Genomic DNA, 13,275 nt, shown 5'->3' on the forward strand with positions numbered 1-13,275 from the left:
AATTTATCAAAAATTCGAGAAATCAAAATATGAAAAAAGCATTAATAATAGTCGATGTACAGAATGATTTTTGTGAAGGCGGAGCACTTGCAGTCCCTGGAGCCAACGAAATTATTCCTTATATCAATCTTCTGATGGAGGAAAATGAATATGATCAGGTGGTTTTGACGCAGGACTGGCATCCTGCAGGTCATAAAAGTTTTGCAAGCAGCAATGGCAGAAAGGTAGGAGAAAGTATTATTTTGAATGGTGTTCCACAGTTTATGTGGCCGGATCACTGTATTCAGGGAACTTTCGGAGCAGAATTTCACAAAGATCTGAACAGAGATAAAGTAACCCACATTATACAAAAAGGTAAAAATATTGAAATAGACAGCTATAGCGGATTCCAGGATAATAATCATTTTATGAAAACCGGATTGGATGACTTCTTGAAATACCACGACATTCAATTGGTTGAAATCGTAGGATTAGCATTAGATTACTGCGTTAAATTCACGGCTCAGGATGCTGTGGCCAACGGATATGTAACCTGCCTTCATTTCAACGGAACACGTGCTGTAAACGTAAAACCTGACAATGCAAGAGATGCCATCTACGACATGATTGAAAAAGGAGTAACCGTGTTAGGATAATGATGAATTATAAATGATGAGCTATGAATTAAGAAATACTTTAATGATAGGCTTCATCACCATATAAAACAAAAAGCGCAGAAAACAATTCTGCGCTTTTTTATTCTTTACACTTAAATGTACTGTTTAAAAGAATGAAATAAGTTACAAACTGAACCTGTCATTCATCATTTATAACTCATAATTCATCATTATTCTAAAGCATTTTAAGGTTATTCACTTCCAGTTCTGTAAGGATTCTCCAGTGTCCTCTCTTGATATTCTTCTTCGTTAATCCTGCAAACATCACTCTGTCTAAAGCTTCCACTTCGTATCCTAATCTTTGGAATATTCTTCTGATAACACGATTCCATCCGATATGAATCTCAATTCCGATCTCATTTTTAGGCTTTCCTTCAATGTACGAAATCTGGTCAACAACTGCTACACCTTCATCAAGACGGATTCCTTCTGCAATAAGACGTAAATCTTCACCCGTAAGTTTTTTATCTAACGTTACATGATAAATCTTTTTAGCATCAAAAGATGGATGCGTTAATTTTTTAGTCATGTGTCCGTCATTCGTCAATAAAATAACACCCGTTGTAGAACGGTCTAATCTTCCAACCGGGAAAACTCTGTAAGGAGAAGCATTCGCTACAAGATCCATTACTGTTTTTCTGGCTTTGTCATCTTTCGTTGTAGAAATGTAGCCTTTTGGTTTATTCAAAAGTACATAAACAGGTTTTTCCGGAGTAATACTTTGTCCGTCAAAAACTACTCTGTCGGTTTTCTGTACCTGATAGCCCATTTCATTGACTACCTTTCCGTTTACTTCTACAAGTCCCTGAGTAATAAGCTCATCAGCTTCTCTCCTGCTGCAGATCCCTGAATTGGCAATATACTTATTGAGACGAATCGTGTCTTTATGAACATCTTTGTCAATTTTGTTTAACCTTCTTTTTTGTACAAAAGATTTTGCTCTGTCTTCTCTTTCATCTCCATTAGAGGGTCTTCTGCCATATTTCAGACTACCTCTTTCATATTTATCTCTTGCATCAAAGCTCTTTCCTCCTCTCTTTGGTTTTCCGAAAGATTTTTTCTCATAACTCTCACTTTTGTTCGTGATGTATGGTTTTCTTTCAGATTTTGATCCCATCTCATCGCTGGAACCTTCGGAGCTGTCTGTATTTCTTTTGAAAGGTTTCTTTTCAAATCTTGAAGTGGATCCCTGATGTTCTGCCCCTTTTCTTCCCCCATCTTTAGAGAACGGTTTCTTAAAAGGCTTTGATCCTGAAGAATTTCCAGATCTGGAAGCACGAGAATCATCAGAACTTTTCTTGGTTGAAATTCTTGGTCTCTTTGGTCTGTCTGAATTATTATTATCTCTGCTCATTCTAAAAATTTCTGCAAAGATAGTAATTTAGTTACGAGTTAAAAATTAAGAATCATAACTTTGCACTATAGTTTACATTTTAACTTTACATAAATTTGAAGATGATAACAATATTAAACGATAATTTTTCACAGCTAAACGAGTTTCTTCACGAAAAATCTTTCAGTAAAATTTTCATTCTTGTAGATGAAAATACCCATGAATACTGCCTTCCTGTTCTTTTAGGAAATATGGAAACTGATCTTGGTTTTGAAATTTTAGAGATTGAAGCCGGAGAAGAAATGAAAAATATCCAGACAGCCAATCAGCTTTGGGAAATTCTTACGGAGATGCAGGCGGATAGAAAAGCATTGGTTATCAATCTTGGTGGCGGTGTAATTACGGATATGGGCGGATTTGTTGCATCTACTTATAAAAGAGGGATACAGTTTATCAACATTCCTACTACCCTTTTATCCATGTGTGATGCTTCCATAGGAGGAAAAACAGGGATTGATCTGATGCACTTTAAAAATATGGTGGGAACTTTTGCTTTTCCTGAACAGATCTTTATTTTCCCAAAATTCTTAGAAACATTACCTTTTAAAGAATTAAGAAGTGGCTTTGCTGAAATGCTGAAGCACGGATTAATTGCTGATAAAAATCATTGGGATCAGCTGATTCAGATCCGTAAGCTGGAAGTGGAAACGGTAACCCCACATATTCAGACTTCAATGAATATCAAGCAGAATGTGGTAGATCAGGACTTCCATGAGCAGAACATCAGAAAAACACTCAACTTCGGTCATACAATAGGCCATGCTGTGGAAAGTTTGTGCTTACAACAGCAAAATCCTATCCTTCATGGTGAAGCAGTTGCTATGGGAATGATTGCAGAAGCGCATCTTGCCTGGCTTGAAAATCTTATTTCTGAAGAAGACGCAAAAATGATCATTGAAAATATCCAGAGATATTATCCATACCTTGATATCAGCGATTTCAAAGATGAAGATATCACAGCACTATTATTAAATGATAAAAAGAATACAGACAGTAAAATCAACTTTTCTCTGCTTTCAGGAATAGGTTCTTGTACGTATGATCATCAATGCAGCCAGGAAAATATCCTTGAATCTTTATCTTTTTATAGAAAATTAAATGATGCTTAACGTTTTTTTGGAGAAACATATTCCCTTTAAAAGCTATTTTTGACAAAATTGTCAATTTAGATTTCTTCTAAACAAATGTTTATTTAAATTCATAATTTACTGTAAATCAATTACATATTTCAAAAACCACTTAAACGCTAAGTGATTTTTTTATTGATTTTACTCATAAAAAATATTTTTGGCAAGCAATTTGAAAGATACTCTGCGTTCAACTGAAAATGCTGAACAGTAGTAAAATTTAAAATTAAGAAAGAGTAAAATTAAAAAAATTAAAGTTATGAAAAAGTTAATTTTAGGATTAGCGTTAACTGCAGGAACATTCGCATTCGCTCAACAGACAGGAAATACATCTTCCAATCCAGTAACATTTGGGGTAAAAGGGGGAATGAACGTATCTTCACTTTCAAAAGACAGTGGTCTTGATGACCAGAAATCTAAAATAGGATTCAACGCAGGAGTATTTGCTAATATTCCATTGGCTGCATCATTCAGCGTTCAGCCGGAGGTATTATATTCTCAGTATGGTAATAAATCAGATTTCACTTCATTTGGAACAAAATATTCAGCTTCTACGAAGTTAGATTATATTGCAGTACCAGTGATGTTCCAGTATAATTTAATCCCTAATCTTTATGTAGAGGCAGGACCAGAATTTGGTTTCATGGTAAGTGCTAAAAACAAATTGAAAAATGAATCCAACGGAGATTCTACTACTTCAGACAATTACAAAGACAATTTCAATACATTCAATTTTGGTATTGGTCTTGGTGCTGGGTATTACTTCACTCCGAACCTTGGACTTACAGCAAGATATGTTGCAGGTTTAACAGATATTGCAAAAAACAGACCTAGCGGTGCTGATGCTGTCAGAAACAATGTATTCCAGGTTGGATTAGCTTATAAATTTAAATAAGCTATACATTCACTAACAAATTTTATATTCAATAGAAAAGATCAGATTAATTTTTTAATCTGGTCTTTTTTTATGTTAAAATAAGATGGAGTTAATAATTCACCATAAATACATCCCATATAGTTGATTTTTTCATTCGTTAAAAATATATAAAGTCTCTATTCATGGGGTTTCACGGCATATTGTTTGTTGCTTATCCAGCGTTAAACAATGTAAAATAAAACTAATCTATGAAAAAGATTTTTTTAGGCCTGGCACTTGTCGCAGGTACTTTTGCTTTTGCTCAAAGCACTTCCACATCCACTGATGCAGCTACTCCATCTACATCTTCTTCCAAAATCAAATTCGGTTTAAAAGCAGGTCTGAATGTATCCGCTCTTTCTCATATGGATATGAAAGCAAAAACAGGATTCTATGGTGGTATATTTGTAAATATTCCTGTGGCAAAAGATTTCGCTATCCAGCCGGAAGTATTATATAGTGCTGTGGGGGCAAAACAAAAAGGAGACGGTAATGCAAAACTTAATTTAGAATACATTTCCGTTCCTGTAATGTTTCAGTATAAAGCACTTCCTAATTTTTATGTAGAAGCCGGACCTCAATTTAATTTCCTTATGGGGGCAGAACTAAAAGATGATGTCGGAAGTTTGCAACTTAAAAACGCAACCAAGAGTTTCGATTTCGGAATCGGACTGGGAGCTGGGTATAATATTACCAAAAACATTGGTGTGAATGTAAGATATACTACAGGGCTATCTGATATTGTGAATGCAAAACAACAGCGATATCTTTATGGATATGGCAGACCGGGATCTGTAAGAAACAGTGTATTCCAGGTAGGAGTACATTACAAATTCTAAAGCACGATCACCTTTTTTGTTAAATTTTTATAATTAAAGTGGAGCCGGATTAATTTTAATCCGGCTTTTTTAGTTTCAATGGGAAATTATTCTTCATAATATACGTAAATAGTAGATTTACAGCATAGTTTGACTTTGGCACACCATTTGATTCTTAATGAAATGTTAAATAAAACTTAATAACTATTAAAATATAAACTTATGAAAAAGATTTTTTTAGGCCTTGCGCTAGTAGCAGGTACTTTTACTTTCGCTCAGAAAACTTCAACTTCTACTGCATCAACTTCTCCAGCTAGATTTGGGGTAAAAGCAGGTCTTAACATCTCTACTCTATCTGAAAATGATTTCAACTCTAAAGCAGGATTCTACGGAGGTTTATTTGCAAATATTCCGGTTGCTCAGGATTTTTCTTTCCAGCCAGAAGTATTATATAGCGGGATGGGTGCAAAGATTAAAGGAAGTAATGATGTTAAAGTAAATCTGGATTATATTTCCGTACCCCTAATGCTTCAGTATAACGCACTTCCTAATCTATACCTGGAAGCAGGACCACAATTCAGTTTTTTAATTAATTCAAAACTTAAGGCTAATTCTAATTCTGCAGATGCTAAAGATTTATTCAAAGGTTTTGATTTTGGAATTGGTCTTGGAGCAGGATATTATTTCACACAAAACATCGGAGTTACAGCAAGATATGTTGCAGGTTTAACAGATGTTGCTAAAAACAGACCAGATTTATCTGATGATAAAGCTAAAAATGGAGTATTCCAATTTGGTTTAGCTTATAAATTCTAAGTAAATTTTCTATTCAATACAGAGCCGGATTATAATTAATCCGGCTTTTATATTTTATTGATATTTTGGCAAGAAATTTGCCTATTGAATACTGATTGTACTTTATTCGGAATTTCCAATTTACAGTTCCTGTTTTTACAATGAATAGGTATTGATTCAGTTGATCATTCAATTGATTTTCAAGACTGAAACTAACTATTACCATTAATTTTTAACGAGAACTTCAACAAATTGGCTGGCATTTAGAGTGCATTGCAGAATACCGGAAAGTATTTTGTTCCATAATTTAGATACATTTTGATTTCAATAGAAAAAGTCAGGTTTATTAATTTAGGCCTGACTTTTTCGCTTTTAGCATGATTTTTATCACTTCTCCCCTTTATGGCAGATATTTTGTCACAATGAAGAAAAATTAAATTAAACTTTTAAATCCATGAAAAAACTCTTTGCAGTCCTTGCAGTTGCGGGTAGCCTTTTCGCAAATGCACAAGAAAAAAATCAGTCAAAATCTTCGTCTCCTGTTACTTTTGGTGTTAAAGCCGGATTGAATGGGTCTACCCTTACCAGAGGAGACGGTTATGAATATGACAACAATGAGAAAATGAAAGTAGGTTTTCATGCAGGTGTATTCGCTAATATTCCGGTTTCTGAAAAATTCAGCATCCAGCCCGAACTTCTTTTCAGCCAGCTGGGATCAAAATCAGATTATAACTACAGAACAAGCTCTGGGAACTACAGAAGAACACAACACTATGATTATAGTACAACCTTAAATTATCTTTCTCTTCCTGTGATGGTTCAATATAATATCCTTCCTCAGCTTTATGTGGAAGCAGGTCCTGAATTTGGATATCTGCTTGGAGGAAGAACAAAAGGAGATTTAACGACTATTGAAACTACCGGAAATTCAATTACTGTTGATCATACAGATCATATTTCACAGAATATTTCAACAAGCCTTTTTAATCGTTTTAATCTGGGACTAGGAATTGGTGCCGGATATTACTTTACTAAAAGTTTTGGTGTGACCGCCAGATTTACTGCGGGCCTTACTGAGGTTTACAAATACAATGAGGGTGACAAAGTAAGAAATAATGCCATTCAGATTGGCGTTGCTTATAAGTTTAAATAGCGATATTTATTATTTTCAAAATGGATACCGGGCTTTTTAAAGTCCGGTATTTTTACTTCTACTCATAAAAATAGTCCAGATAGCTTATAAATTTTCTTAAAAACTCATTTCTGATTTTAAATTTTCATCATTTTAATTATCAACAAGAAAGCATTTTTAACATTAAACTCTTTTCAAAAATATAGAGATTGGCAATACATTTATTCATTAAAAAGGGATAAATGATTAAAAAAAACCTTTAGCGAAACCACTCGAAAACCTTTATAAATAGGCATTTTTCAAGTTTGGCAAGCAATTTGCAAAATAATTCGAGTCTGATTGGGAAATCATTCGACACAAATAGTAAAATTAAAAAATAAAATTATGAAGAAGTTATTTTTAGGATTAGCATTAACTGCTGGTGCATTAGCTTTCGCTCAGGAAACAGAGACTAAGACAGAAACAAAAACAGTAAGTGCATCACCACTAAAAAAAGATGTTCAACCCGTTAGATTTGGGATCAAAGCAGGAGGAAACTCAGCTTATTTCAGTCAGCAAAAGTTCGGAATCAACACTCAACAACTAGGTTTCCACGCGGGTGTATTCGTTAATATTCCAATTTCAAAACAATTCAGCTTCCAGCCAGAGGTATTGTATAACCAAATGGGTGCAAAAGATGTAATGTATTCTACAGAAACTGACAATGGTGTAACGAATGTAAAAACTAAGGTACAGAGCAGAGTAAAAATGGATTACATTTCAGTTCCGTTAATGGTTCAGATGAGACCTACTGATAAGTTTTATATCGAAGCAGGACCTGAGTTCAGTTATTTCATCAACGGAAAAAATAAAGGAGAATCTACTGTAGCAAGTACTACAGGAGGTATTACAACTACCACTTCAAGTTCTCACTCTACAGATATCGACAAAGATATGATCAACAAATTCAACTTTGGTTTAGGCCTTGGTTTAGGATATGACATCACTTCCAATATCGGTATCAATGCAAGATACGTAAACAGCTTAACAAAGATTGATAAGAGCATGTCTGCAGCTGAAAACAACAACAGAGTATTTCAGTTAGGACTGAATTATAAATTCTAATCAACGACCAATTTTTTAACCCTAAGTGCAGAGTAATCTGCATGCATAAAATAGCCGGAAGTTTTTCTTCCGGCTATTTATATTGAAAAAAGGTTTTATTCGAATATTCTCGGATCATCGCTGATAACGCCGTCTATTTCCATATCTTTTAATTCTTCCAGCCTTTCTTTGGTATTCACAGTCCATGGGATTACTTTCATTCCTAATAAGTGGCATTCCTGCACCAATTTGGACGTAACAAGGGTGTGATCCGGACTATAAATGGTTGGAGTAAAACTTAGAAACTTCATATCTCCGGCTACTCCACTCAGATGATTGGGATACATTTTGAACTTTTCTACAGGAATATTTTTAAAATAAGCCTGTTGCTGAGCCAGCTTTTTATCATCTACTTTTTCTACCAGTAAAGCAGTCATCACCTTAGGATATTCTTTATGAATAATTTCAAGAGTTCTGGGGTCAAAAGACTGGATAATAACTCTGTTCTGAATCTTTTTTTCTACGATCATCTTCATCATCAGATCTACAAATTCTTGTGGTTCCGGATGGAAAATATTGTCAGAGAAAGGGCGTGTTTTTGTTTCTATATTATAAAAAGGCAGTGGCCTCTTCAATTCGCGGGCATAGGTTTCACAAGCATCTATAACATCTGAAAAAAGAGGTTTTTGAACCTTCATTTTCTTTTGGTCCGGATAGTTATTCAATTTTTTTAAGCCTGCATCAAATGTTTTGATCTTTGCGTAAGGCATTTCATAAATTTTGTAGTAAAAACCTGAGTCTTTGGGGATATAAGTTCCATCTGGCTTTGTAATGAGTTCAGGAGACAGAAAAGCATCATGAGAAAGAATAACCTTTTTGTCTTTGGTAATAGCCAAATCCATTTCAAGGGTTGTGACATTCATTTTTAAGGCATTCTTCATGGCCGGAATTGTATTTTCCGGGTAAAGTGATTTTCCTCCCCGGTGTGCCTGTTTATCGAATGACTGTGAAGAATAAAGCTGGGCAAATACCAGAAAAATACCCGTAAAAAATGCGTTTTTCATATCCTGACGTTTATTCTGACAAAATTAAAATTTCATTATATACTGTATAACAAAGGAATATTAAGCTTTTGCTACATTTATAAAACAAAAGACCCGGGCTATTAACCCAGGTCTTCTATTTTTACTATTTCAATAAAGAGATTAATTGAATAAATCTACCTCTTCTCCTTTTCCTACAGGATATTCTTCAGTAAAGCATCCGAAACAGTGATTAGCAGACCCTAAAATAGTTTTCAGATTATCAATACTTAAAAATTCTAAAGAGTCTACTCCCAGATAGTTTTTAAGTTGTTCTGTAGACATATTTGCAGAGATCAGATCATCTTTAGACGGCGTATCAATCCCCAGATAACATGGTGCAATAATAGGTGGAGAAACACTTCTGAAGTGGATCTCTTTCACCCCTGCATCTTTTAAAATTTTAACCAGTCTTTTAGAGGTAGTTCCACGAACGATAGAATCATCAATGATTACCACTCTCTTATCTTTCATCTCTGAGATAATTGGGTTTAGCTTAAGGTTCACTACCCTTTCTCTCATTTCCTGTGTAGGAACGATGAAACTTCTTCCGATGTATCTGTTTTTGATTAAAACAGGACGGAAAGGTATTCCTGAAGCCTTAGAGAAACCAATGGCAGCAGGAACTCCGGAATCCGGAACTCCGATAACCAAATCAGCATCTACAGGAGCCTGTTCCCAGATTTTCTCACCCGATTTTTCTCTGATTTCATATACATTGATATTTTCTAATGTAGAGTCAGGTCTTGCAAAATAAATATATTCAAAAGAACAGATTCTCTGCTTTCCTTTCGCTTCATCCATCATATAAGAATGAAGTTTTCCAGGTTCGTTTTCATTGGTATAAATGATTTCACCAGGAAGGATATCACGTACATATTGAGCTCCTACAGCATCCAGTGCCACAGATTCTGAAGCAACCACGTAAGATCTTTCGTCGATAGCTCCTAACACCAATGGACGGATTCCGTTGAAGTCTCTGAATGCGAAGAATTTGTTTCTTGTCATCCCTACAACAGAATAAGCTCCTTCGATTTTTTCCATGGTAGCTTTGATGGCTCCACGAAGACCTAAATCAAGGTTTTTCTGGATCAGTCTCAGGATCACCTCAGAATCGGAAGTAGCTCTGAAAACTACACCTTCAGCCTCTAATTCTGTTTTTAATTCTTTTGCATTGGTAAGGTTACCGTTGTGTGCTATAGAAAGTATAATCTGGTCATATTCGTTTTTCGCGAAAAATGGCTGGAAGTTATATTTCTTTTTATCTCCTGCAGTAGTATAACGGGTATGCCCGATTGCAGAATTTCCCATAAAAGTTTCAGGTTCCTGAATGTCTTTATAAACATCTAAAACCAGTCCTTCATCTTTCATGTTTGTGATTCTTCCATCTTTTAAAACGGAAATCCCACAAGCCTCCTGACCTCTGTGCTGTAAAGCAAAAAGCCCGAATTGTGAAAGAGAGAAAGTATCCAGATCATTATCCGAATACAATCCGAAGATCCCACACTCTTCATTAGGAGCATCCAGTCTTTCCTCTTCCTGAGTTCTGAAAAGATTCCTTCCGTAAGTCTGGGTCTCAAACTGTTTTAAATATTCACTTTTATGAATGTCTAAACTTTTCATTTCTATTTTTTCTAATGATTAGAAGTTAGATATTAGATGTTAGAAATTAGTCTAAGTTAACTTCAATTATAATTTTAAACTTGCTTTTAATGAATAGATCATTTTCTGAATTTCAGATAAAAGTTCTTTTAAGGGAGCTATTTTAGTTTCCGAAATAAAATTCAAATCAATCAATAACTGAAGTTGGGTTTGAAGTTCATAGGTAGAACCAAACGCAATTCCGAGAAACTGGTAAAATTCGTTTTTATTATTTCTTCCGGCTCCTTCCACAATATTAGACGGTATTGAAACAGCACATCTTCTGATTTGAGATTGTAGTCCAAATTTTTCTTCCATGGGTAATTCAGCTGAGATCAAATAAACCTCTTTAACTAAAGCCATTGATTTGTTCCAAACCTTCAAATCCTCTATCCGGTGCGATTTCATACTAATTTCTAATATCTAACTTCTAATTTCTGAAATTATTTTGCAAGTAAGTTCTTCAATCGGTTGTAGATCTCAACATAAGCCTCAGTAACTTCTCCTAAGTCTCTTCTGAATCTGTCTTTGTCTAATTTCTTCATGGTATCTTTATCCCAAAGTCTGCAAGTATCAGGAGAGATTTCATCAGCAAGGATAATTTCACCGTCTGAAGTTTTACCCAATTCGATTTTGAAATCTACCAGGATGATATTGATTTTGTCAAACAGGTCGATAAGGATTTCGTTGATATCTGAAGTCAGCTCATACATTTCGTCAAGCTCTTCATAAGTAGCTGCTCCTAAGAAAACGGCATGGTGGTCATTGATAAGCGGATCTCCCAACTCGTCTTTTTTATAGCAGATATCGAAGATGGTTACCGGAGATTTAATTCCTTCTTCCACTCCTAATCTTTGTGCCATGCTTCCTGCAGAGTAGTTTCTTACTACCATTTCCAAAGGAATGATAGATACTTTTCTTACCAACTGCTCTCTTTCGTCCAATTGTTTGATGAAATGAGTTTTGATTCCTTTTTCATTTAAGTATTCAAAAATAAGGGTTGTGATCGCGTTGTTCATTTCACCCTTCAGATCAACCTGACCTTTCTTTTGAGCGTTAAATGCTGTAGCATCGTCTTTGAAACGTACTACTACTTCATCAGGATTATCAGTTGCAAATACCTGTTTTGCTTTCCCCTCGTACAACATTTCTTTCTTTTGACTCATAATTTTACTTTCTAAATTGTAGTTAGATTTATTGATTTATTTTATTATTATTCCTGTTAAGACAGCCAGTCCAAAACTTAACAGTGTACCAATTAATACATATTCTGTAAGTTTTCTCTGTTTTGCCTGTGCAAGGTCGCTGAATCTGAAAACAGATTTGGCAGCTACCATGAAACCTACGCCTTCCCAGTGATTCACCATAATAAAAGTGAAAACCAGCAGACGTTCTAAAATTCCGATATATTTTCCGGCACTTGATAAAGATTCGGTTTGAATAGTGTTGGCACCATCCGGAGCAGGAGTCCAGGATGACAGTAAGATTTTAATAAAAATAGAAGCAGGTGTTGTCAGAAACAATGCTGCCATAATTATTTTTAAAAACTCCTGATTCTGTAAAAAGCTGAAGCTGAATTCCTGAAAATAAAAAGAAACTCCGGCAATCACCAAAACATGCAGCAGCTGATCAATAAAAAACCATCTTTTTTTAGTCTTTACATTCTGAAATGTAAGTTTTGCTGCATCAATAATGAAGTGAGTAACTCCTACTAAAACGGCGACCCACCAAAGCTGAAGATCCCAAAGAAAGAGAAGGCTTAAACCCGTGTGAATCAGAATGTGAAAGTATAAAAACTTACTTTTTAGTTTATAGTTCTCCTTATCCGCAACCCATGAATTTGGCTGAAGTATAAAATCTCCAAGTAGATGTGCCAATATGAGTTTGATAAAGATCATGCTTACAATTCTGAGATTTTCTTTCTGAAATACTGATTGGTCTCCACGATGAGCTCATAGTTGGCTCGCTTCAGTCTCTGGCTTACCGAAGACTGTGAAATAGCAAATCTCTTAGCAAGATCTTCCTGAGTAATATCCTGATTCATGATCATCTCATGAATAATCTCTGCTGTAGCCATGGTCCAGTTATCAAAGTCCTTAGACGACCATTTCAAAAGAATATTAAGATCTCTGTCCACCGGGTCACTGGAGGTTTTAATGGCAACGGTATGCCCGTCATTTTTAAGGTCATTAAGCAATCTTCCGGAATTTACATAAGCTGTACCATTAGATTCAGTGATTTTCTCAGAAGAGAAACTTTCTTCACCAATACCTATGGCCATCCTTACATCTAAATTTTCCAGGCTTTTAATAAGAGATTTTATGGCTAGAAAACGCCAGAAAACGTCATCAATTTTGCATTTGAACTGAAACTCATCTCCTCTGTAGATTTCCCATGTGTCAGGAGCGCTTCCCCATTTTTCGAGAAGATGTTTAAGCCTGGTAATCCAAACTTCAGTATCCGCATGCTGTGAATTTATAATATCACCGGTAATGACCGCTATCATACTGCAAATATAAGCATAATTACTTATATATAAAAAATATAAGCAGAAACACTTATAGATATTGATTATTAGCGAATCAGCTTATATCAATGATGTAGTAAACATAAGGTTTTGAAGGGTTTATAG

The 13,275-nt window shown here is 35.0% G+C and carries 14 protein-coding genes; 7 read left to right on the plus strand and 7 right to left on the minus strand.

Annotated elements, in window-relative coordinates:
- Positions 1–29: 29 nt before the first annotated feature.
- Positions 30–635, plus strand: a complete 606-nt coding sequence (pncA, locus tag ODR02_RS07835; protein ID WP_105682388.1) for a bifunctional nicotinamidase/pyrazinamidase — start codon at positions 30–32, stop codon at positions 633–635.
- Positions 636–831: 196 nt separating this feature from the next.
- Here the strand turns inward: pncA and ODR02_RS07840 are convergent, their stop codons facing one another.
- Positions 832–2,010, minus strand: a complete 1,179-nt coding sequence (locus ODR02_RS07840; RefSeq protein WP_245169707.1) for a pseudouridine synthase — start codon at positions 2,008–2,010, stop codon at positions 832–834.
- A 101-nt stretch (positions 2,011–2,111) separates the two neighbouring features.
- Between ODR02_RS07840 and aroB the strand changes: the two genes are divergently transcribed.
- The 6 genes from aroB to ODR02_RS07870 all read left to right on the plus strand — a co-directional run bounded on the left by aroB (position 2,112) and on the right by ODR02_RS07870 (position 7,941).
- Positions 2,112–3,158, plus strand: a complete 1,047-nt coding sequence (gene aroB / locus ODR02_RS07845; RefSeq protein WP_209784487.1) for a 3-dehydroquinate synthase — start codon at positions 2,112–2,114, stop codon at positions 3,156–3,158.
- 277 nt (positions 3,159–3,435) lie between these two features.
- On the plus strand, positions 3,436–4,071 hold the full coding sequence (locus ODR02_RS07850) for a porin family protein (protein ID WP_209784488.1): 636 nt from the start codon (positions 3,436–3,438) through the stop codon (positions 4,069–4,071).
- A gap of 230 nt (positions 4,072–4,301) precedes the next feature.
- Positions 4,302–4,931 (plus strand): porin family protein, encoded by a 630-nt coding sequence (locus tag ODR02_RS07855; protein WP_309512061.1) that lies wholly within the window; start codon positions 4,302–4,304, stop codon positions 4,929–4,931.
- 201 nt (positions 4,932–5,132) lie between these two features.
- Positions 5,133–5,726: a porin family protein gene (locus ODR02_RS07860; RefSeq protein ID WP_309512062.1), complete on the plus strand. Its 594-nt coding sequence runs from the start codon at positions 5,133–5,135 to the stop codon at positions 5,724–5,726.
- 433 nt (positions 5,727–6,159) lie between these two features.
- On the plus strand, positions 6,160–6,858 hold the full coding sequence (locus ODR02_RS07865; RefSeq protein WP_209784491.1) for a porin family protein: 699 nt from the start codon (positions 6,160–6,162) through the stop codon (positions 6,856–6,858).
- Positions 6,859–7,221: 363 nt separating this feature from the next.
- Positions 7,222–7,941 carry a porin family protein gene (locus ODR02_RS07870; protein ID WP_209784492.1) on the plus strand — a complete coding sequence of 240 codons (720 nt, stop codon included), beginning with the start codon at positions 7,222–7,224 and terminating at the stop codon, positions 7,939–7,941.
- Positions 7,942–8,036: 95 nt separating this feature from the next.
- Here the strand turns inward: ODR02_RS07870 and ODR02_RS07875 are convergent, their stop codons facing one another.
- The 6 genes from ODR02_RS07875 to ODR02_RS07900 form a co-directional block, all read right to left on the minus strand.
- Positions 8,037–8,984, minus strand: a complete 948-nt coding sequence (locus ODR02_RS07875; RefSeq protein ID WP_309512063.1) for a glycerophosphodiester phosphodiesterase family protein — start codon at positions 8,982–8,984, stop codon at positions 8,037–8,039.
- Between the two features lie 141 nt (positions 8,985–9,125).
- Positions 9,126–10,625, minus strand: coding sequence for an amidophosphoribosyltransferase (purF, locus tag ODR02_RS07880; RefSeq protein ID WP_209784494.1), 1,500 nt, complete (start codon positions 10,623–10,625; stop codon positions 9,126–9,128).
- Positions 10,626–10,691: 66 nt separating this feature from the next.
- Positions 10,692–11,051, minus strand: coding sequence for a four helix bundle protein (locus tag ODR02_RS07885; RefSeq protein ID WP_209784495.1), 360 nt, complete (start codon positions 11,049–11,051; stop codon positions 10,692–10,694).
- A gap of 35 nt (positions 11,052–11,086) precedes the next feature.
- Positions 11,087–11,809, minus strand: a complete 723-nt coding sequence (purC, locus tag ODR02_RS07890; RefSeq protein WP_065397805.1) for a phosphoribosylaminoimidazolesuccinocarboxamide synthase — start codon at positions 11,807–11,809, stop codon at positions 11,087–11,089.
- A gap of 36 nt (positions 11,810–11,845) precedes the next feature.
- Positions 11,846–12,541 carry a DUF3307 domain-containing protein gene (locus ODR02_RS07895; protein ID WP_105682396.1) on the minus strand — a complete coding sequence of 232 codons (696 nt, stop codon included), beginning with the start codon at positions 12,539–12,541 and terminating at the stop codon, positions 11,846–11,848.
- Between the two features lie 2 nt (positions 12,542–12,543).
- A complete protein-coding gene (locus ODR02_RS07900; RefSeq protein ID WP_105682397.1) occupies positions 12,544–13,149 on the minus strand; it encodes a SatD family protein in 606 nt (201 codons plus the stop codon).
- Positions 13,150–13,275: the final 126 nt, after the last annotated feature.

Origin of the sequence: Chryseobacterium sp. CFS2 (assembly GCF_036543225.1) — a bacterium.
GTDB classification, from domain to species: domain Bacteria; phylum Bacteroidota; class Bacteroidia; order Flavobacteriales; family Weeksellaceae; genus Chryseobacterium; species Chryseobacterium culicis_A.

What these genes read in the sequence shown, in the direction of transcription:
- pncA (WP_105682388.1), top strand. Translation starts at nt 30, where the DNA reads ATGAAAAAAGCATTAATAATAGTCGATGTACAGAATGATTTTTGTGAA.
- ODR02_RS07840 (WP_245169707.1), bottom strand. Translation starts at nt 2,010, where the DNA reads ATGAGCAGAGATAATAATAATTCAGACAGACCAAAGAGACCAAGAATT.
- aroB (WP_209784487.1), top strand. Translation starts at nt 2,112, where the DNA reads ATGATAACAATATTAAACGATAATTTTTCACAGCTAAACGAGTTTCTT.
- ODR02_RS07850 (WP_209784488.1), top strand. Translation starts at nt 3,436, where the DNA reads ATGAAAAAGTTAATTTTAGGATTAGCGTTAACTGCAGGAACATTCGCA.
- ODR02_RS07855 (WP_309512061.1), top strand. Translation starts at nt 4,302, where the DNA reads ATGAAAAAGATTTTTTTAGGCCTGGCACTTGTCGCAGGTACTTTTGCT.
- ODR02_RS07860 (WP_309512062.1), top strand. Translation starts at nt 5,133, where the DNA reads ATGAAAAAGATTTTTTTAGGCCTTGCGCTAGTAGCAGGTACTTTTACT.
- ODR02_RS07865 (WP_209784491.1), top strand. Translation starts at nt 6,160, where the DNA reads ATGAAAAAACTCTTTGCAGTCCTTGCAGTTGCGGGTAGCCTTTTCGCA.
- ODR02_RS07870 (WP_209784492.1), top strand. Translation starts at nt 7,222, where the DNA reads ATGAAGAAGTTATTTTTAGGATTAGCATTAACTGCTGGTGCATTAGCT.
- ODR02_RS07875 (WP_309512063.1), bottom strand. Translation starts at nt 8,984, where the DNA reads ATGAAAAACGCATTTTTTACGGGTATTTTTCTGGTATTTGCCCAGCTT.
- purF (WP_209784494.1), bottom strand. Translation starts at nt 10,625, where the DNA reads ATGAAAAGTTTAGACATTCATAAAAGTGAATATTTAAAACAGTTTGAG.
- ODR02_RS07885 (WP_209784495.1), bottom strand. Translation starts at nt 11,051, where the DNA reads ATGAAATCGCACCGGATAGAGGATTTGAAGGTTTGGAACAAATCAATG.
- purC (WP_065397805.1), bottom strand. Translation starts at nt 11,809, where the DNA reads ATGAGTCAAAAGAAAGAAATGTTGTACGAGGGGAAAGCAAAACAGGTA.
- ODR02_RS07895 (WP_105682396.1), bottom strand. Translation starts at nt 12,541, where the DNA reads ATGATCTTTATCAAACTCATATTGGCACATCTACTTGGAGATTTTATA.
- ODR02_RS07900 (WP_105682397.1), bottom strand. Translation starts at nt 13,149, where the DNA reads ATGATAGCGGTCATTACCGGTGATATTATAAATTCACAGCATGCGGAT.